The sequence below is a fragment of the Streptosporangium sp. NPDC051023 genome (assembly GCF_040689595.1).
In the GTDB taxonomy this organism is placed as follows: Bacteria; Actinomycetota; Actinomycetes; order Streptosporangiales; family Streptosporangiaceae; genus Streptosporangium.
Genome location: NZ_JBFBCE010000011.1, coordinates 105,784 through 123,619 on the forward strand (window position 1 = coordinate 105,784; position 17,836 = coordinate 123,619).

Below are 17,836 nucleotides of genomic sequence, written 5' to 3' on the forward strand. Positions count from 1 at the left end.
ATGGCCATCAGCCCGCCCTCGCCAAGAAGCCGCCCACCGGCGGCCCTGGTCGCCGGGACAGTGGCGGTTCTCGCGCTCGTGCTGGTGGCGGCGCTCGCGCCGTTGCTGCCGCTGCCCGACCCCGACGTGGGCGACCTGTCGCACCGGCTGCTGTCCCTGGGCAGCCCCGGCCACCCGCTCGGCACCGACGGCCAGGGGCGTGACGTGCTGAGCCGGCTGGTCTGGGGCACCCAGGCCTCGCTCGTCGCCGGTCTGGTGCCGGTCGCGGTCGCGGGCACCCTCGGCACGCTGCTCGGCATCGTCGCGGGACTCGGCGGCCCCCGCCTGGAGAACACGGTGATGCGCGGGCTGGACGTGATCTTCGCCTTCCCCGCGGTGCTGCTGGCCATCTCCATCGCCGCCTCGCTGGGCGCGGGACTGGTCAGCATGCTGGTCGCGCTGTCGGTCATCCTCGTCCCCGCGGTCGCCAGGGTCGTCGTCACCGAGGTCGCCGGGCTACGTGAGCTGGACTTCATGCAGGCCGCACGGGCCAGCGGCGCCCGTTGGCCGACCATCGCCAGGTGGCACGTCCTGCCCAACATCCTGCCCCAGGTCAGCGTGTACTGCTCGGCGCTTGTCGGTCTGTGTGTCGTGCTCGGGGCCGGGCTGTCCTTCCTTGGCCTGGGCGTCGCGCCACCCCGCGCCGAGTGGGGCGCGATGGTCGACGACCTGCGTCAGCACGTCTTCACCGCACCCCTCCTCGCGCTGCTCCCCGCCGCGGCGATCTTCCTCGCCTCCGTGGTGTTCAACGTGCTCGGCGAGGGGCTGCGCAGCCACTTCGACGTGAGGTCGAGGCACACCGCATGAGCGAGCTCCTGGAGATCGAGAACCTGACCGTCGACTTCGTCGCGGGGCAGCGGGTCGCACACGCGGTCCGCGGCGTCACCCTCCGGCTCGGCGCAGGCCGTACCACGGTGGTGCTCGGCGAGTCGGGCAGTGGCAAGTCGGTCACCGCGCGGGCGGTCATGGGCCTGCTGGGTGGCGGGGCACGGGTCGGCGGCGCGGTGCGGCTCGGCGGCGAGTCCCTGCTGGACCTGAACGAACGGGCCATGCGGTCGCGGCGGGGTCGCGACATCGGCCTGGTGCCGCAGGACCCCGGCGGCTCGCTGGACCCGCTGCGCAAAGTGGGCGCGCAGGTCGCCGAGGTGCTGCGCGCCCACGGCGTCCTGACCTCACGCGCCGCCAGGCGCGAGCGGGTCATGGAACTCCTCACGCTGGCCGGGATCCGCACGCCCGAGCGCGTCGCCAAGTCCTATCCGCACGAACTGTCCGGAGGCATGCGTCAGCGGGTCGTCATCGCCGCCGCCATCGCCTGCGGCCCGCGGCTGCTGATCGCCGACGAGCCGACCACCGCGCTGGACATGACCGTGCAGGCCCAGATCCTGGAGCTGTTCGGCAGCCTCCAGCGCGAGCTGGACATGGCGATCCTGCTGGTCACCCACGATGTGGGCGTCGCCAGGCTGATGGCCTCCTCGGTCGTGGTCATGTACGCGGGACGCGTCGTCGAGGAAGGCCCCGGGGACCGGGTGCTCGACCGGCCCGCCCACCCGTACACCGCGGCGCTGCTCGGCGCGCAGCCCCATCCCGGCGTTCCGCGCGGCGAGCTGGTCGGGCTGCCCGGCCTGCCGCCCTCGGCGACGACGGTGACCGAGGGGCGGTGCGCCCTGGTCCCGCGCTGCGCGCACGCCGTCGCCGAGTGCTCGACGACGTCACCCGTCCTCGAACCCGTCACCGACGGCGGCTCCGTCGCCTGCCCGGTGCCGTGGACCGCCGACGAACGGAGAGTGGGATGACCGAGCCGTTGCTGTCCGCGACCGGCCTGTCCAAGCGCTTCCCCAACGGGGTCGCGGCCGTTGACGACGTCAGCCTGTCCCTGCGCCGGGGGGAGATCCTCGGCCTCGTAGGCGAGTCGGGCAGCGGCAAGTCCACGACCGCCAAGATGGTCCTGCGGCTGCTGCGCCCCGACGCCGGACAGGTCGTCTTCGCCGGGCACGATCTGACCAGGGCCACGGGCGCGCAGCTGCGGAGGCTGCGGGCCAGGCTCCAACTGGTGCCGCAGTCCCCGCAGACCTCGCTGAACCCGCGGCTGACCGTGGGAGAGGCCATCGCGTTCAACCTGCGGGCGCACGGCTGGCGCCGGTCGGCGATCCAGGCCAGGGTCGCCGACATGCTCGACCGGGTGGGCGTCCCACCGGCCGACGCGGGCCGGTATCCGCACGAGATGTCCGGCGGCCAGGTCCAGCGGGTCGCCCTCGCCAGGGCACTGGCCACCGACCCCGAGCTGATCGTCTGCGACGAGGCGGTGTCCGCGCTGGACAAGAGCATCCAGGCCCAGGTGCTGAACCTGCTGGCCGAACTCCAGCGCGAGACCGGCGTCGCCATCCTGTTCATCTCCCACGACCTGGCGGTCGTCGAGCACATCGCCGACCGGGTGGCCGTGATGTATCTGGGGCGGGTGGTCGAAGAGGGGGACACCCACCAGATCTGGACGGCCCCGAACGATCCCTACACCCGAGAACTGCTGTCCTCCATCCCGCCGATTCGCTGAACCCACGGTCACCTCAGGAGATCCACCATGTCCCTCACCCCCCAGCGTGCCCTGCTCGCCCTGGCGCTCGGCGCCTGTCTCGCCACCGCCGCCTGCGGTTCCGGTGCCCAGCCGACCGGCGGCGCCCCGGCCTCCGGCTCCGGTGGCACCCTCGTCATCGGCATGACCGCCTCGGAGATCCCCGGCACCGACACGGTCCTGTCGTTCACCCAGGGCTTCGAAGGCGACAGATTCGTCAACTTCCAGCTCTACGACGGACTCACCCGCTACAACCTGAAGCAGTCGGACAGGACACCGGAGGTCATCCCCGGCCTCGCCACCTCCTGGGAGACCAGCGAGGACGGCCTGACCTGGACGTTCCACCTGCGCAAGGGCGTGACCTTCACCGACGGCACCCCCTTCGACGCCGACGCCGTCGTGTTCGCCTTCGACCGGCTGCTGAAGAAGGACAGCCCCTTCTACTACCCGGCCGCCGCCGGTGCCGCGGGCCTGTGGAGCGGCCAGATCAAGGCGTACGAGAAGGTCGACGGCGAGACCGTCAAGATCACTACCCCCCAGCCGACCGGGCACCTGCTCAGCGACCTGACCTTCCTCACCTTCCCCAGCCCCACCGCGGTCAAGAAGCACGGCAACCAGGACTTCGCCCTGCACCCGGTGGGCACGGGCCCCTTCGTCTTCGAGTCGCTCACGCCCGGCCAGCAGCTCGTCCTCCTGCCGAACAAGAACTACTGGGGCGGGGCGCCCAAGCTCGGCAAGCTGGTCCTGCGGCCCATCCCCGACGCGGCCGCGCGCACCGCCGCGCTGCGGTCCGGCGAGGTCAACTGGATCGAGTACCCCAGCCCCGACGACGTCGAATCCCTGAAGTCCTCGGGATACTCCCTGCTCAGCGACAACTACGACCATCTCTGGTACTGCACGTTCGACCAGGCCAAGAAGCCGTGGAACGACGTCCGGGTACGGCAGGCCGCCAACTACGCCATCGACAGGAAGTCCATCGCGGAGAACCTGCTCAAGGGCACCGCGGACCCGGCCTACCAGCACGCGCCCAGCTCGACGGAGGTGTACGACCCGGCGAACGACACCTACTCCTACGACCTGGCCAAGGCCAAGGCGCTGCTCTCCGAGGCGGGCGTCTCCGGCGGGTTCAGCGCGACCCTGGCCGTCCCCACCGGAGGCTCGGGCAACCTCGTCCCCATCCCCATCGCCACCGCCCTGCAGGACCAGCTCGCCAGGATCGGGATCACCGTGAAGATCCAGAAGGTCGAGTGGTCCGCGCTGCTCGCCGACCTGAACGCGGGCAAGCCGGCCGCGGGCGCCGACATCCAGTGCGCCTCCACCGTCACCTACCAGGCCGAATCGCTGATCCGCGCGTTCTGGGCCAAGGACTCGCCCGTGTACGACGGGCACTGGTACTCCGCGAAGGTCGACGAGCTGTCCAAGGAGGCCGAGCGGACACTGGACCCCGCCAAGCGGATCGAGCTGTTCCGCAAGGCCGAGCGGATCGTCAGCGCCGAGGCGCCCTACCTGTTCGTCGTCGGCGACCGCAACCCCAGGGTGATCGCCCCCGGGGTCAAGGGCCTGATCCAGCCGAAGTCCTGGTTCGTCGACCTGACCACCGTGTCCGTCTCCAACTAGCGTGTCGCCCCTGAGGAGAACCGAACGATGAGTGACGAGATTCGCTGGGCGGTCAACCTGCCGCTGCCCGGCCTGGCACCGCGTGACCACCGGCGGGTCGTCGAGGCGCTGCCCGACCTCGGCTACGCGGACGTGTGGACCGGGGAGGGCGGTGGCGTCGACGCGTTCACCCCGCTGGCCGCCGCGGCGGCCTGGCAACCGCGCCTCGGCGTCGGCACCGGCGTGGTACCGGTCCCCACCAGGGGGCCCGCGGTGCTCGCCCAGACCGCGGCGTCCCTGGCGGACCTGGCGGACGGGCCGGTCAGGCTCGGGATCGGCACCTCGGTCCCGGCCCATGTCTCCGCGCTGAACGGCGTGCCCTTCGACCGTCCGATCGCCCGCCTGCGCGACACGCTCAGGTTCCTGTCGAGCGCGTTGCGCGGCGAGCACGTCGACGAGGAGTACGAGACCTTCTCGGTCCGCGGCTTCCAGATGAGGGCGGCCAACGTCAAGATCGTCCTTGGCGCGCTCAGGCCGCGCATGGTGCGGCTCGGGCTGACCGAGGGCGATGGCTTCATCACCAACGTCCTCACCTCGGACGACCTCACCCAGGTCCTCCAGACCGCGGGCCCCCGGCCGGCGGGCAAGGAGATCGTGGTCAAGGTCTTCGTCTGCCCGACCGAGGACGCCGAGTACGCGCGGCGAGCGGGGCGGGCGTTCCTCGGCTGGATCCTCAACCAGCCGCCCTACCGGGCCTTCCACGACTGGCTCGGCCGGGCAGAAAGCCTTGACCGGTCGCGGGCCCTGTTCGACGCCGGTGACAGGGCGGCCGCGGGGCAGGCCCTGCCGGACGATCTGGTGGACGCGCTGTGGGTGCACGGGACGGTGGCCGAGTGCCGCAGGCAGATCAGCCGTTTCGTGCAGGACGGGGTGACCTCGGTCCTGCTCTACGTGGCCCCGACCCCCGGGCTGCTGTCCGGCCGGGACGATCTGGCGTCCGTGCTGTCCGGTCTGCGCCCGGCAGCCGGATAGCACCACCCCGCGAAAGATGTCACGGCTCCCGGGGCCGGATGACGCCACCCGTGAAGGGCGTCACGGCTCCCGGGGCCGGATGACGCCACCCGCGAAGGGCGTCACGGCCCCCGACGGGCCGCCGATCGTTCAGCGGCGGCGGACCTTGGTGGTCAGGCGGTTGAGGATGCGTTCCCACTCGGTGCCGAAGGGGTTCTCCTGGACGAGGTAGGTCCAGGTCGCGGTCGGGCGTTTGACGCCCGCGTCCTCGTGGTCGAGACCGTCGGAGGTGATCGTGGCCGTCTCGAAGGTCTCGATCGAACGTGACTCGGTCTCGGCCAGCATCCGCTCGTAGGCGGGCTTGGCCTCCTTGTTGAACTCGTCGATCGGGCTCAGGCGGCCGAGCGCGCGCAGGTGGATGCCCTCGCGCAGCTCGGCGAGGTAGGCCAGGTGGTCGGCCCACGAACGGTCGAGGTGGAACAGCACGATCTGCCTGGCGGCCTCGTGCAGCACCTCCTCGCCGACCGTCTCCCCGAGCGACGACCATCGCTCGGGGAGGGCCGACGCCAGGGCCTCACCCGCCGAGCGTCCGTGCAGGACCTTGCCGCGCAGGTCGAGCACCATGCTCCGGTGCTGCTCGAGCAGGCGGGTGTAACGCCAGGTGTTGCGGTGGATCTCCATGTCGACGCCCTCGGCGACACGCTGGGCGTGTCCCACGAGGTCGCGGTCCGGCACGCCCCTGGCGTACTCGTCCGCCACGTAATGGGTGATCAGATCGTCCTCGCCGCTCACGAAGAAGACCGAGCCGCCGGGATCGCCCTGACGCCCGGCACGGCCGCGGAGCTGGTCGTCCAGGCGGCTGCTGGCCTGCCGTCCCGAACCGATGACGTACAGCCCGCCGAGCTCCTCGACGCCCTCCCCGAGGCGGATGTCGGTGCCCCGGCCCGCCATCTGGGTGGAGACCGTGATCGCGCCCCGCTCTCCGGCCCTGGCGATGATCGAGGCCTCCTCGGCGTCGTTCTTCGCGTTGAGGACCACGCACTCCAGGCCACGGCCGCTCAGGGTCAGCGAGAGCCGCTCCGACTCGGCCACGTCCAGGGTGCCGATCAGGATCGGCCGCCCGGTCGCGTGCACCTCGACGATCTCGTCGACCAGGGCGCGGTCCTTGTCCATCCGGTACTCGAACAGCCGGTCGGGGTCGTCGGTCCGCACGCACGGCCGGTTGGGCTGGACCACGGCGACCTTGAGGTCGTAGAACTCGCGGAGCTGGTCGCCGACCGCCACCGCGGTGCCGGTCATGCCGCACCGCTGCGGGTAGCGGGTGATCAGGCCCTGCACGGTGATCGAGTCGAGGATCTCGCCGGTCGCGGAGGGCGGCAGTTTCTCCTTGGCCTCCACCGCCGCCTGCAGACCGTCGGGCCAGCGCTGCAGCAGCGCAACCCGGCCCCTGGACGGGTTGATCAGGTGCACCTTGCCGTCACGGACGATGTAGTCCACGTCCTTGGTCAGCAGGGCGTGCGCGTGCAGGGCGAGGTTGACCTCGGTCAGCGTGGCGGGGCTGTCGTAGAGGTCGACCTCAAGCGCCTGCTCGACCGTGTCGATGCCCTTGGTCGTCAGGTGCACGTTGCGAGCCTGGTCGTCGAGCTCGTAGTGGTAGCCCCTGACGAGCTGGCGGACCAGCGCCGCCATCTCCGGGACCGCGTCGCCGGGGTCGGTCGCCCCGGCCAGCACCAGCGGCACCCTGGCCTCGTCGACCAGCACCGAGTCGGCCTCGTCGACCAGCGCGACGTCCGGCGCGGGCACGACCAGGTCGGCCACGTCGACACGGGTCCGGTCGCGGAGCACGTCGAAACCGATCTCGCTGACCGAGCCGTAGGTCACGTCCTTGTCGTAGGCGGCCCTGCGCTCCTCCTGCGTCGAGGTCTGGCCGATCCAGCCGACCGAGACGCCCAGCGAGTCGTACAGCGGGCCCATCCACTCGGCGTCCCGCCGGGCCAGGTAGTCGTTGACCGAGATCACGTGGACCCGCTTGCCCTGCAGGGCGTATCCGGCGGCGGCCATCGCCCCGGACAGGGTCTTGCCCTCGCCCGTCGCCATCTCCGCGACGTTGCCGGAGAGCATGGCGAGCATGCCGACCAGCTGCACGTCGTAGGGCCGCAGCCCCAGGGTGCGCCGCGCGGCCTCCCGTACGACGGCGCAGAACTCGGGCAGGTCGTCGACCGAGGGGCCGGGCAGCTCGGCGAGCTCGCGGATCCGGTCCTCCCTGGCCCCCGCCGCCGCCACGGTCCGCTCGAAGGGCGTCAGGTCGATCGAACCGGGACGCTCAAGGAACCGCCTGAAGAGCTGAGTTATCGAGGCCACGTTCCCTCCAACGCCCGTCTCCGGGCTCACGTTCCCGACCGTCGGTTCCCGATCAACACTCTCATCCTCGTCTCACCGAACCGTACCGATCAGAACGATCACCGGATACCCCCGGGCGCCGGATGGCGAGTCACCATGTTCTCCACGGATATGTACGGCAGGCGCCACCGTGACCGTCCGCAGCCGAAGGGGCGCGAACGGGACGTCCTGCTCGCCTTGTCGGGATGTCCGGAATCCCGCGAAGATCCTGACATAGCCTGACAGGTATCGGCGCAACGATGAGGGCCATGACGACGATCGCACAGTTCATCGCCGTGAATCTCGACTGCGCCGAGCCCAAGCGGCTCGCGGAGTTCTACGCGGCGGTCTTCGGTTACGAGGTCCAGTACGCCGACGACGCGTACGCCGCCGTCGGCGACGGCACGATGACCATCTACTTCCAGCACAACCCCGACCGCAAGCCGGCGCCCTGGCCCGGTCCGGGCAAGCAGTTCCACCTGGACGTCCGGGTGCCCGACGTGAAGAAGGCCGTGGAGGACTACCTGGTGCTCGGGGCGACCAAGCCGGACTTCCAGCCGGGCGGGGACGGATGGGCCGTGCTCGCCGACCCGGAGGGCCACCTGTTCTGCGTCTGCCCGCCCAGGAACTAGCGGAAAAATGTCTTCTGGGGTGGATAAGCAGGCTGGGGCGGCGTTTCGCGGGAAAAATGGTTCTCGTCCCGCTTGGGCGGCCCCTTACCCACCCTTGGAGCGCTTTAAGCTTGCGGGATGACCCGAGAATCGCTTCTTTACCCATGTCTGCTCGCTTCCGGTGGGTGGCGATGACCTGGGTCGGTGTGTCGATCGCTCTGGTCGGTGCGCTGGGTTATGCCCTGGGAGCGGCGCTTCAGCAGTTCGAGGCGGTGTCGGAGGGCGCCTCGCTCAGGCTGATGAGACGGCCCCGCTGGTGGCTGGGCGGGGTGATCGGCTTCACGGGGGCATCCCTGCACGCGGTCGCGCTGAGCCTCGCCCCCCTGGTCGTGGTACAGCCGATCAGCGTGGCGACGCTGGTGTTCGCCGTGCCGCTGGCGGCGGTCCTGCACGGCAGGCGACCGCGTAAGGAGGAGATCCTCGGGTCGATCGCGGTGGCCGTCGGACTGCTCGGCCTGATGCTGCTCGTCCCGTCGCACGCCGCGACCCCCCACATGACGAACGGCGAGGCGCTCGGCTTCCTCGCCTGCGTCGGGCTGATCGTGCTGGTGGCCCAGCTGGCCGCGAGGAAGGTCTCGGGCTCGGCCAAGGCACTGCTGCTGTCGGTGGGTGCGGGGGCGGTGACCGCCAGCGTCTCCACCTTCGTCAGGGTGGTCGGCGGCGGCCTCGAAGGAGACCTCAGCAGGCTGCTGACCTGGTTCACGGTCGCGATCCCGGTGCTGCTCGTCTGCGCGGTGGTGCTGCTGCAGAAGTCCTACGAGGTGGGTTACTTCGGCATCGCGTACGCGGCGGTCCAGGTGGTCGACCCCATCACCTCGATCATCGCGGGAGCGGTCCTGCTGAAGGAGCCCATGCCCACCGGGGCGGCCAACGTGATCCCCGCCCTTCTCGCCGCCGCGGTGCTGATCTGGGGGACCGTCACCCTGGGGCGGCTCTCCCCCGATCACGGCGGCAGCCGTACTCCCGTCCGCGAGCCCGCCTCGGTCGCGTCGTAGCGTCGCGGCGCCCCGGCCCGCCGATCACGTGCCGGGCGGTGCCCAGCCGAGGATCTCGTCCATCTCGCTCGTCACACGCGCCGGGGCCAGTCGCCAGGTGAGTGCCATCATCGTGTCGCGCAGCCGTACGGCCAGCGGGTTGCGCAGCTGCGTGGTCCGGCAGATCGACGCGGACCTGGCCACGATTTTCGAGGTCCGTGCCATCCTGGCCTCGGTGTAGGCGGCGAGGCCGCCCTTCTCTCCCGCGACGTGGGCCAGCACCACCGCGTCCTCGATCGCCTGGCAGGCCCCCTGGCCCAGGTTGGGGGTCATCGGGTGGGCCGCGTCGCCCAGCAGGGCGATCCTGCCCCGATGCATCGCGGGCAGTGGGGCGGGGAGGTGGTGGACGTCGTTCCTGAGCACCTTCTCGGGTGAGGCCGCGGCGAGCAGTTCGGGAATGGGGGAGTGCCATCCGCCGAACAGGCGCAGCAACTCGGCCCGCTGGTCTCCGCCCCCTCCTCCCGACGGAACCGTGTCGGTGGCGTAGCAGTAGGCCAGCCCGCCGGCCAGTGGTGTGACCCCGAAGAGCCTGCCCGCACCCCAGCTCTCGAAGGTCTGGGCGGGAACGCCGCCGCGCGGCACGATCAGCCGCCAGCTCGTGACCCCGGAGTAGCGGGGCTTCGGGTGGCCGGGGAACAGCGCGGTCCTGGTAGGGGAGTGGATGCCGTCCGCGGCCACCACCAGGTCGGCCTCCAGGTCGCCGGTGTCGGTGGTCACCAGGCCGCTGCCGGGATCGGCTCCGCGCACCGTGGTGTTCAGCCGGACCGAGCCGGGGGCGAGCCCGGCTGAGAGCGCGTCGACCAGGTCGGCGCGGCGCAGCAGCACCATGGAGTCGCCGTTCCTGGCGGAGACGGCCTCATCGGTCGTCCTCATCAGCCACCGGCCGTCCGGGCGTCTGACCCCGCCCTCGCCGCGGACCGCCGACAACGCGCGGATCTCGTGGCCGATGCCGAGCGTGTCCAGCGCCTTGAGCGCGTTGGCCGCGATCGCCAGCCCGGATCCGACCGGCTCCAGGGAGGGGGCCCGCTCGCACACCGTCACGTCCCAGCCTCGCCGCCGCAGTGCCACGGCGGCCGTCAGCCCGCCGATTCCCGCCCCGATCACCACTGCGCGCGCCATGGCCCGCTCCTTCACTACAGTTGTAGTCACTACGGATGTAGTGAAGGTTACTCTTCTCGCCGCTTAACTACAAATGTAGTATTGACGGGTGAAGTCCCAACGTGCCGAGCTGGTCGCCGAGGCCGCCATCACCCTGCTGGCCGAGCGTGGCATGCGTGGCCTGACCCATCGGGCGGTGGACGAGGAGGCGGGGCTGCCGCCCGGTTCGACGTCCAACCTCGCCCGCACCCGCCTGGCGCTGCTCGAACTGGCCCTGGAACGGCTCACCGAGCTGGAGATCGTCGCGTTCGCGTCCGTCCTCGACGTCGGCAGGACGGACGAGCCCGCCGCGTTCGCCGAGGCGGCGGTCCAGGTGTTGTGGACACAGCTCACCGTCGACCGCCGCAGGACGGTCGCCCGTTACGAACTGGCCCTTGAGGCCACCCGCCGCCCCGAACTGCGCAAGGTTTACGACGAGGCGGGAAGTCGTTTCCGCGATCCCGCGGTCGCGATCCTCGCCGCCGCGGGTTCGTCGGATCCGGTACGGCACAGCCGCCAGATCGTCGCCTTCAGCGAGGGGGTGATGTTCGACGCCATCGTCGGAGCGGGGGCCGCCCCAACCCTTGACGATCTCCGCCTCGGCGTCGGGGAACTGCTGAGAGGGATGCTTCCCCAGCCCCCGTCACGACCTGAACGCTAGCCTCCGCCGGTGCGTGCCGAGGTTTTCCGCTGCGTGTGGGGGGCTTCCACGCGTGTCAGACGGGCACGATGGGCGGGCCACTCGTCGTCCAGGATGCTGAAGTAGGCCGTGTCGCGCCACGAGCCGTCGGGGCGGCGGCGATGGCGGCGCAGGACACCCTCCTGGACGCCGCCGATGCGGCGGACCGCCGCCTGGGAACGGGTGTTGAGGACGTCGGTCTTCAGCTGGACCCGGTTCACGCCGAGCTTGTCGAAGGCGTGGTCGAGCAGCAGGATCTTGCACGAGGTGTTCACGCCCGAGCGCCACACGGCTCGGCCGTACCAGGTCCAGCCGATCTCGATGCTCTCCTCGAACCCCGGGGTGTCGATGTAGGCGGTCCAGCCGACCGCGCGGCCGGTCTCCTTGACGACCACCGCGAACGGCACGAGGTCCCGGTCGTGGATGAGCCCCGCGGCGATCTTCGCCAGCTCCGTCTCGGTGTGTGGGGTGGCGACCGGGAGCCAGCGCCACACCTCGTCGTCGCCCCCGCCGGAAAGGAACAGCTCGGGGACGTGCGAGGGGCTCAGCGGCTCAAGTCGTACGGCATCGCTTTCGAGGGTCACGGGGGCGGGCATGGTCGCGGTCATGAAGACGACCTTATGACCGGTCGTGACCTGCCGGAAGGTCCACTTGGGGCGTGTCTTCCGTGACCACCTCGCGCCCTGCCCTCCGGTGGGCCCGGGGCGGGGTCATCGTGGTGCCAGGCCGTACAGAAGGGTGTCGATGACCAGGGCGGCCAGCGCGTCCGGATCGTCGGCGGAGCGCGGCCCCGCGGCGGGGGAGCCGTGCACCACCTCGCTGATCAGCGCGAGGTAGACCTGCCGTGCCCAGAGCAGGTCGGTGCCGGGGCGCAGTATCCCGGCCTCGAGCGCGCGTGTGAACACCACGTCGCATTTGGCCATGACCTCGTCGTAGATGCGCGCGGCCTCCTCACCGGGCGGGGGCAGGGTGCCGAGGGCGAACCGCCATCCGGACTTGATCTGGAGCACGTTGGCCGTCGCCTGGTGCATGGCGATCAGCGGTGGGGCGGTGTGTGGCCTGGCGGCGTCGACGGCCTCGCTGATCTCCTGCCAGGCGGAGGTCGCCATGGTCTCGACGAGGGCCTCCCGGCTGGCGAACCGCCGGTGGACGGTCGTCCTCGCGACCCCGGCGGCCTCGGCGATCTGCTCCATCGTCGCGCCCGGATTCTCGCTGAGCAGCCGCTCCGCCGCCTCCAGGATGGTCCGGACACTGCGCTCCGCGTCCGCCCGCAACCGGCGCCCCGTCGTTTCCATGGACAGAGGCTACAGCACCGCACCGTTTGAGAATTTATCTGCAACACATATGTTGCCGTTATTTGGCTAGCTGCTACGTTTGTGACACAGGAACCCAAGCCAAGGGAGTTTCGCGATGAACACCACCGCTCTCGTGACCGGCGCCTCCTCGGGCATCGGCGTCGAGTTCGCCCGCCAGCTCGCCGCGCGCGGTCACGACCTCGTGCTGGTCGCCCGCTCAGTCGGGAGACTGGAGAGCCTGGCCGAGGAACTGCGGAAGGCGCACGGCGTGCGGGCCGAGGTCGTCGGCCAGGACCTCGCCGCTCCCGACGCGGCGTCACGGGTGGCCGCGGAGGTCGCCGCCAGGGGGCTCACCGTCGACCTGCTCGTCAACAACGCGGGCTTCGGCACCGGGGGCCGCTTCGAGGAGATCCCGGCGCAGCGGGAGCACGACGAGCTGATGGTCAACGTCGTGTCCCTGGTCGGCCTGACGCACGCGTTCGTCCCCGGCATGATCGCTCGTGGCGGCGGCGCGGTCGTCAACGTGGGATCGATCGCGGGATTCCACATCTCGCCCTACATCGCGACCTACGCCGCGTCGAAGGCGTTCGTGCTCAACTTCAGCCTGGCGCTGTGGAGCGAGTTCAGGGGCCGGGGGGTCAAGGTGCTCGCCGTCGCCCCGGGACCGGTCGAGACCGCGTTCTTCGAGGTGATGGGCACGAGGGCGGCGGCGATCGGGGCGCGGATGAACACGGCGGAGCGGGTGGTCCGCAGCGCGCTGCGGGCCCTCGACCGCGACCGCGGCTACGTCGTGCCGGGGCTGAGCAACTTCGGCATGGCCCACCTCATGCCCCGGCGTCCGCGCAAGCTCAACGCGCTGATCGCGCGAATGATCACGAAGGGGGTCGCGACGGCCTCCTCCGGTGTCACCGGGGACACGGCGGCGGGCGCCGCGTGAGGACCGTCCCGCGCCGCCACCGGGCCGCCGGGACCGCCCCGTCCGGCGCCGCGTCATCCGCCCGGCCGGTCGCTCACCTCGGCCTCAGCGAGGTGAGCAGCAGGTCGGCGAAGTGATCACCGACCTCGGAGCCGGAGAGCGCGCCCTCGGGGCTGTACCAGTTGCCCAGATGGTGGATCGAGCCGAAGAAGAAGTCGACGACGATCTCGGCGGGCGTGTCGTCCCTGAAGATGCCCTCGCGCTGACCCTCGGCCACCAGGTCGCGGAAGCGCTCGTGATAGCGGCGGCGCTCGGCGCGGACGCGCTTTCGCGTGTCGGGCGCGAGCAGGTGCATCGAGCGAAAGAAGATCTTCGAGTCGTCCAGGTTCTCGATCGTGGTCCGCACGACGTCGGAGGCGGCGGCGTGGAGACGCTCCTTCACCGAGCCGGGACCGTCGGCGAACTCGGTGAGCCGCTCCATCTGCATGCGCAGCACGCGCCCGTAGATCTCGTGCAGCAGGTCGTCCTTGGAATCGAAATAGTGGTACATCGCGCCCTTGGTGACACCGGCCGCGGAGACGACCTCCTGCACCGAGGTAGCCTCGAACCCCTGCTCCGCGAAGAGCCGGGTGGCCTCGCTGAGCAGGCGCTGCCGAACCGGCTCGCGGTCCTGAGTCATCAGTCTCCCATCGTGTGGTGTGGGAAAGCATACCGACTGGTCGGTTAAACCGCTGGAAGCTATCCGAGTTGTGTTAGTTCCATCACCTTTGGATGGTCCGGGGTGCCCCGAACCCCCGGGTGGGTATTTGATGTCCGAGGATCTTCAGCGTCGCAGATCCGCGCGTCCACCTGACCATTCGACTCTCGGGAGTTCGCTGTGCCCGGCGGATCGATCTACGTGACGAGCGAGGAGCCGGTTCACGGTCACTCGCCCCAGGTCATGTACGAGCAGTTCTGGCGCAAGGAGGCGGACCAGCGCTGGAAACAGCGCGGTTTCAAGGCGGCCGGAGGCCTGGCCGTCGGTCTCGTGCTCGCCTACCGGTTCGCCCTCCCCGCTCCCGTGCTCGTCGCTCTCGTGTGCGGGCTGCTGGTCGGCGCGGGCGACATGTTCTGGACCTGGCGCTCCTACGAGGCCACCGCGGTCTGGCGGGGCAGGCGCAGGGGCGAGACCATCACGGGAAGGCTGCTGCGCCGCAGGCTCAGCAGGCGTGGCTACCGGATCCTCGCCGGCCGCGCCGTACCCGGAGAGGCATCGATCGACCATCTGGTCATCGGGCCCGGTGGCATCTGGGTGGTCGACAACGAGGCGTGGTCCCCGGACACCGAGATCGCCAGGTACGGCGAGCGGCTGTTCTTCGGCGAGAAGTACGGCACGTCGGTGGCCAAGGCGCTCGTCAAGGCCTCGGAGTCGCTGGCCGAGGTCCTCTCGCGCGAGTCTGGCGTCCCCGTGACGATCGAGCCGCTGCTCGCGGTGCACGGCGGCGAACTCAGGCGGACGGTCAGCGCGGAGGGGCTCACCCTGCTCAAGCCGCGCCTGGTGGCGCGCTGGATCCTGGCCGGGCCGCGCATGGAGCTCGACGAGGACCAGGTGGAGCTGCTCGCCAGGACCGCGGCCAGGGTGCTGCGCCGGATGAACTGACCGTCGCTCTTTCGGGAGACGTGGGGCGGCGCCCGGCGAACGCCCGGAAGGCCGGAAAGAGAGCCGCTCCGCGTGTCCGGCGCAGGTTCCGCGCACGACGGTTCTCTGTGTGCCCGATGGCCCCCGTGTCCGGCGCGAGGGGGTCAGGCGAGCCGCTCGACGAACGCCGCGAGCTGGGCGACGTTCCGGCACTCGTACATCGGGACGATCCCGCCGTAGGCTGTCGCCAGTGAGTCGCCCGTGTCCCACTGCTTCCTCGGCTCCGGGTTCAGCCAGTGGGAGTGCCTGGCCCGCAGGCTCAGCTGTCGCAGCGTCTCCAGCGCGGGCGGCTGGTAGTTGGACCTGGCGTCGCCCAGGATCAGCAGGGACGTCTTCGGGCCGACGGCGTCGCCGTGGCGCTCGGCGAACCGCTCCAGCGCGTAGCCGTAGTTCGTCCGCCCGAAGCGCACCATGTCGGCCTCCTTCGCCAGCCGCGTGATCGACTCGGCCACGTCGGCGCCAGGGGCGAAGAAACGGGTGATCTCGTCAACGGTGTCCACGAAGCCGAACGCCCTGACCCTGGCGAACTGCTCGCGCAGCGCATAGGTCAGCAGCAGCGTGAAGTGCGCGAAGGAGGCGACCGAGTCGCTGGCATCGCACAGGACGACCAGCTCGGGCCGGTGCGGCCGGCGTGGCCTGTTGAAGGTGCTCAGCGGCACCCCGCCGCTGGACAGCGAGGCCCGGACCGTCCGGCGGAAGTCCAGGCGGCCACGGTGCCCGAGCCGGTGCTTGACGGTCAGCCGGGTGGCCAGGCGGCGGGCGAGTGGATACACCTCCCGACGCAGCCTGGCCAGGTCGTCCCTGGTCGCTCCCAGGAAGTCGACCCGCTCAAGCGGCGGCCGCACGGCCGAGCGCGCGATCCGCTCGATCCCCGACTCCTCGGCGATCCTGCGCCGCACGTCGGTGGCGACGGCCTCCTCGAAACGCCTGGTGTTCGCGCTGATCCGCTGCCGGGCGACCTTCTCGGCGAGGCCGCCGCGCTCTCGCCCCTCCAGGACCTCGGCCAGCAGTCTGGCCATGAGCGTCTCGGGGGACAGTGCCCGCAGCACCGGATAGGAGAACCAGCTCTGCCTGCCGGGTCCCGCGCTCTGGCGGCCGAAGCGCTCGACCATCGCGCGGGCGAACTCGTCCGTCCTCGTCGTTGCCTCAGTGCCCAGCAGCAGCCCGGCCAGCCGGTCGCGCAGCTCGGGGATCCCGGCGGTCTCCGGGGTGAATCCGGGGACGCCCTCCTTCTCAGGCGTGGTGCCCTCCCCGGGCGCGGGGTGGTCCTCATCGCGGCGGCCGTACAGGCCGGTGGTCGAGGTGGGAAACCACAGGTCGAAGAGGATGTCGAAACCGGGACGGTGCGAGGGCCGTTTGACCAGGGTCGAGGCGTACGCGGCGCGTAACCACTCCCGTTCCGTGAGGTCGATCATTCCGAGCGCCCTGGCGGCGTCCAGCCCCTCAGCGGGTGAGACCGGCAGCCCGGCCTGGCGCAACGCGTGCACGAAGCCGACATGCCGGTCGAGCAGGCTCACCGCCGACCTCCCGCCTCACCGGTCAAGGCGCCCCTCATCTCCCAGGGCAGGGCGTCCGCTGACCGCGCCCTGCGGCCGGGGGCGTTCACCGGTGCCGGTCGCCGTGACGTACTCGCCCGTGATGCCGGGCCGCTGGGGGCTTTCAAAGGCCCAGCTCCTTGCGCGCCCGGCTCTGGTCCGAGGCGTGCTTGAGCACGACCCCGAGGGTTGCGCCCGCGGTCTCCTCGTCCAGTTCGGCCCTGCCCAGCGCGAGCAGGGTGTTGGCCCAGTCGACGGTCTCCGCGACGGAGGGTGCCTTCTTCAGCTCCAGGGTGCGCAGCGTGGCGACCGTGTGCGCGAGCTGTTCGGCCAGGGCCGCCTCGATCGCCGGAACCCGCGCCAGCACGATGTCGCGCTCGCGCTCCGGCGTGGGGTACTCCAGGTGCAGATAGAGACAGCGCCGCTTCAGCGCCTCGGAGAGCTCACGGGTCGCGTTCGAGGTCAGCACCACGTACGGCCTGCGCACCGCGCTGATCGTGCCGAGCTCGGGAATGGTGACCTGGTAGTCGGACAGGACCTCCAGCAGCAGCCCCTCGACCTCGACGTCGGCCTTGTCGGTCTCGTCGATCAGCAGGACGGTCGGTGTCTCGGAGCGGATCGCCCGTAGCAGCGGTCTCTCGAGCAGGAACTCCTCGGTGAAGATGTCGTCGTGGGTGGTGTCCCAGTCCTGGTCCCCGCCCGCCTGGATCCGCAGGAGCTGCTTCTTGTAGTTCCACTCGTACAGTGCCCTGGCCTCGTCCAGCCCCTCGTAGCACTGCAACCTGACCAGCCGGGCCCCGGTCGCCTCCGCCACGGCCTTGGCGAGCTGGGTCTTGCCGACCCCGGCCGGCCCCTCGGCCAGCAGCGGCTTGCCGAGCGCGCCCGCGAGGAAGACCGAGGTCGCGATGGAGTCGTCGGCGAGATAGTCCACGGCACCGAGCCGCTCGCTGACGTCGGCGGGCGAGGCGAACCACATATGTGCTCCCGAACATGGCCGAATGTTGTTCTACCCTAACCGCTGCCCCACTCCGCCGGTGATCTCGCCGGATTTCGAAGCCCTGTCGGAAGTGCGCTATCCTTCAAGGGCTTCAAGCGCCGCTAGCTCAGTTGGTTAGAGCAGCTGACTCTTAATCAGCGGGTCCGGGGTTCGAGTCCCTGGCGGCGCACCACACATCCGACCAGCGCATCTCTTGATCACAGGGGATGCGCTGTTCGCGTTTCCGGTGTCCCGATTCGTCCCGGTTTCTGCCCGATGTTTGCTCCATGTTGGCTCGAACGCCGCCGTTCCGGCGGAAACGAT

At 70.6% G+C, this 17,836-nt stretch carries 17 protein-coding genes and 1 tRNA gene; 11 read left to right on the forward strand and 7 right to left on the reverse strand.

The window, feature by feature from the left end:
* Genes AB0395_RS10100 through AB0395_RS10120 form a run of 5 tightly spaced genes read left to right on the forward strand, consistent with a single transcriptional unit; the run spans window position 1 to window position 5,233 of the window.
* Complete coding sequence (locus AB0395_RS10100) at window positions 1–846, forward strand: ABC transporter permease (protein WP_366278832.1); 846 nt, start codon at window positions 1–3, stop codon at window positions 844–846.
* Window positions 843–1,832, forward strand: a complete 990-nt coding sequence (locus AB0395_RS10105) for an ABC transporter ATP-binding protein (RefSeq protein ID WP_366278834.1) — start codon at window positions 843–845, stop codon at window positions 1,830–1,832. The genes AB0395_RS10100 and AB0395_RS10105 overlap by 4 nt, the downstream gene beginning before the upstream one ends.
* Window positions 1,829–2,587: an ATP-binding cassette domain-containing protein gene (locus AB0395_RS10110; RefSeq protein ID WP_366278836.1), complete on the forward strand. Its 759-nt coding sequence runs from the start codon at window positions 1,829–1,831 to the stop codon at window positions 2,585–2,587. The genes AB0395_RS10105 and AB0395_RS10110 overlap by 4 nt, the downstream gene beginning before the upstream one ends.
* Before the next feature lie 27 nt (window positions 2,588–2,614).
* The gene (locus AB0395_RS10115; RefSeq protein WP_366278838.1) at window positions 2,615–4,222 is read left to right on the forward strand and encodes an ABC transporter substrate-binding protein; all 1,608 of its coding nucleotides are present in this window, start codon (window positions 2,615–2,617) and stop codon (window positions 4,220–4,222) included.
* A 27-nt stretch (window positions 4,223–4,249) separates the two neighbouring features.
* The gene (locus AB0395_RS10120; RefSeq protein WP_366278840.1) at window positions 4,250–5,233 is read left to right on the forward strand and encodes an LLM class F420-dependent oxidoreductase; all 984 of its coding nucleotides are present in this window, start codon (window positions 4,250–4,252) and stop codon (window positions 5,231–5,233) included.
* Between the two features lie 129 nt (window positions 5,234–5,362).
* Here AB0395_RS10120 and secA2 read toward each other — a convergent pair whose 3' ends face one another.
* Window positions 5,363–7,564, reverse strand: a complete 2,202-nt coding sequence (gene secA2, locus AB0395_RS10125) for an accessory Sec system translocase SecA2 (RefSeq protein WP_366278933.1) — start codon at window positions 7,562–7,564, stop codon at window positions 5,363–5,365.
* A 296-nt stretch (window positions 7,565–7,860) separates the two neighbouring features.
* Here secA2 and AB0395_RS10130 point away from each other — a divergent pair, with 296 nt between their 5' ends.
* Both AB0395_RS10130 and AB0395_RS10135 read left to right on the forward strand, forming a co-directional pair.
* The gene (locus AB0395_RS10130) at window positions 7,861–8,223 is read left to right on the forward strand and encodes a VOC family protein (RefSeq protein WP_366278841.1); all 363 of its coding nucleotides are present in this window, start codon (window positions 7,861–7,863) and stop codon (window positions 8,221–8,223) included.
* Window positions 8,224–8,366: 143 nt separating this feature from the next.
* The gene (locus AB0395_RS10135) at window positions 8,367–9,257 is read left to right on the forward strand and encodes a DMT family transporter (protein WP_366278843.1); all 891 of its coding nucleotides are present in this window, start codon (window positions 8,367–8,369) and stop codon (window positions 9,255–9,257) included.
* A gap of 24 nt (window positions 9,258–9,281) precedes the next feature.
* Here AB0395_RS10135 and AB0395_RS10140 read toward each other — a convergent pair whose 3' ends face one another.
* Window positions 9,282–10,415 carry an FAD-dependent oxidoreductase gene (locus AB0395_RS10140; RefSeq protein WP_366278844.1) on the reverse strand — a complete coding sequence of 378 codons (1,134 nt, stop codon included), beginning with the start codon at window positions 10,413–10,415 and terminating at the stop codon, window positions 9,282–9,284.
* Window positions 10,416–10,503: 88 nt separating this feature from the next.
* Here AB0395_RS10140 and AB0395_RS10145 point away from each other — a divergent pair, with 88 nt between their 5' ends.
* The gene (locus AB0395_RS10145) at window positions 10,504–11,094 is read left to right on the forward strand and encodes a TetR/AcrR family transcriptional regulator (protein ID WP_366278846.1); all 591 of its coding nucleotides are present in this window, start codon (window positions 10,504–10,506) and stop codon (window positions 11,092–11,094) included.
* On the opposite strand, the gene AB0395_RS10150 is transcribed toward AB0395_RS10145, so the two are convergent.
* Together AB0395_RS10150 and AB0395_RS10155 are read right to left on the reverse strand one after the other, a co-directional pair.
* A complete protein-coding gene (locus AB0395_RS10150; protein ID WP_366278848.1) occupies window positions 11,091–11,720 on the reverse strand; it encodes a GNAT family protein in 630 nt (209 codons plus the stop codon). The genes AB0395_RS10145 and AB0395_RS10150 overlap by 4 nt on opposite strands.
* A gap of 102 nt (window positions 11,721–11,822) precedes the next feature.
* Window positions 11,823–12,407, reverse strand: a complete 585-nt coding sequence (locus AB0395_RS10155) for a helix-turn-helix domain-containing protein (protein WP_366278850.1) — start codon at window positions 12,405–12,407, stop codon at window positions 11,823–11,825.
* Window positions 12,408–12,522: 115 nt separating this feature from the next.
* Here AB0395_RS10155 and AB0395_RS10160 point away from each other — a divergent pair, with 115 nt between their 5' ends.
* Entirely contained in the window at window positions 12,523–13,344 is an 822-nt protein-coding gene (locus AB0395_RS10160) for an SDR family oxidoreductase (RefSeq protein WP_366278851.1), read from the forward strand.
* A 73-nt stretch (window positions 13,345–13,417) separates the two neighbouring features.
* Here AB0395_RS10160 and AB0395_RS10165 read toward each other — a convergent pair whose 3' ends face one another.
* Window positions 13,418–14,002 carry a TetR/AcrR family transcriptional regulator gene (locus AB0395_RS10165; RefSeq protein ID WP_366278853.1) on the reverse strand — a complete coding sequence of 195 codons (585 nt, stop codon included), beginning with the start codon at window positions 14,000–14,002 and terminating at the stop codon, window positions 13,418–13,420.
* 198 nt (window positions 14,003–14,200) lie between these two features.
* Here AB0395_RS10165 and AB0395_RS10170 point away from each other — a divergent pair, with 198 nt between their 5' ends.
* The gene (locus AB0395_RS10170) at window positions 14,201–14,962 is read left to right on the forward strand and encodes a nuclease-related domain-containing protein (protein WP_366278855.1); all 762 of its coding nucleotides are present in this window, start codon (window positions 14,201–14,203) and stop codon (window positions 14,960–14,962) included.
* Between the two features lie 143 nt (window positions 14,963–15,105).
* On the opposite strand, the gene AB0395_RS10175 is transcribed toward AB0395_RS10170, so the two are convergent.
* Both AB0395_RS10175 and AB0395_RS10180 read right to left on the reverse strand, forming a co-directional pair.
* Window positions 15,106–16,518: a VWA domain-containing protein gene (locus AB0395_RS10175; RefSeq protein ID WP_366278856.1), complete on the reverse strand. Its 1,413-nt coding sequence runs from the start codon at window positions 16,516–16,518 to the stop codon at window positions 15,106–15,108.
* 142 nt (window positions 16,519–16,660) lie between these two features.
* Entirely contained in the window at window positions 16,661–17,512 is an 852-nt protein-coding gene (locus tag AB0395_RS10180) for a MoxR family ATPase (RefSeq protein WP_366278857.1), read from the reverse strand.
* A 116-nt stretch (window positions 17,513–17,628) separates the two neighbouring features.
* Between AB0395_RS10180 and AB0395_RS10185 the strand changes: the two genes are divergently transcribed.
* Window positions 17,629–17,705: transfer RNA gene (locus AB0395_RS10185), tRNA-Lys, on the forward strand.
* Window positions 17,706–17,836 lie beyond the last annotated feature (131 nt).

Bases quoted from the DNA above. Each gene is read 5' to 3' on its own strand.
- AB0395_RS10100 (WP_366278832.1), top strand. From the start codon at position 1: ATGGCCATCAGCCCGCCCTCGCCAAGAAGCCGCCCACCGGCGGCCCTG.
- AB0395_RS10105 (WP_366278834.1), top strand. From the start codon at position 843: ATGAGCGAGCTCCTGGAGATCGAGAACCTGACCGTCGACTTCGTCGCG.
- AB0395_RS10110 (WP_366278836.1), top strand. From the start codon at position 1,829: ATGACCGAGCCGTTGCTGTCCGCGACCGGCCTGTCCAAGCGCTTCCCC.
- AB0395_RS10115 (WP_366278838.1), top strand. From the start codon at position 2,615: ATGTCCCTCACCCCCCAGCGTGCCCTGCTCGCCCTGGCGCTCGGCGCC.
- AB0395_RS10120 (WP_366278840.1), top strand. From the start codon at position 4,250: ATGAGTGACGAGATTCGCTGGGCGGTCAACCTGCCGCTGCCCGGCCTG.
- AB0395_RS10130 (WP_366278841.1), top strand. From the start codon at position 7,861: ATGACGACGATCGCACAGTTCATCGCCGTGAATCTCGACTGCGCCGAG.
- AB0395_RS10135 (WP_366278843.1), top strand. From the start codon at position 8,367: ATGTCTGCTCGCTTCCGGTGGGTGGCGATGACCTGGGTCGGTGTGTCG.
- AB0395_RS10140 (WP_366278844.1), bottom strand. From the start codon at position 10,415: ATGGCGCGCGCAGTGGTGATCGGGGCGGGAATCGGCGGGCTGACGGCC.
- AB0395_RS10150 (WP_366278848.1), bottom strand. From the start codon at position 11,720: ATGACCGCGACCATGCCCGCCCCCGTGACCCTCGAAAGCGATGCCGTA.
- AB0395_RS10155 (WP_366278850.1), bottom strand. From the start codon at position 12,407: ATGGAAACGACGGGGCGCCGGTTGCGGGCGGACGCGGAGCGCAGTGTC.
- AB0395_RS10160 (WP_366278851.1), top strand. From the start codon at position 12,523: ATGAACACCACCGCTCTCGTGACCGGCGCCTCCTCGGGCATCGGCGTC.
- AB0395_RS10165 (WP_366278853.1), bottom strand. From the start codon at position 14,002: ATGACTCAGGACCGCGAGCCGGTTCGGCAGCGCCTGCTCAGCGAGGCC.
- AB0395_RS10180 (WP_366278857.1), bottom strand. From the start codon at position 17,512: ATGTGGTTCGCCTCGCCCGCCGACGTCAGCGAGCGGCTCGGTGCCGTG.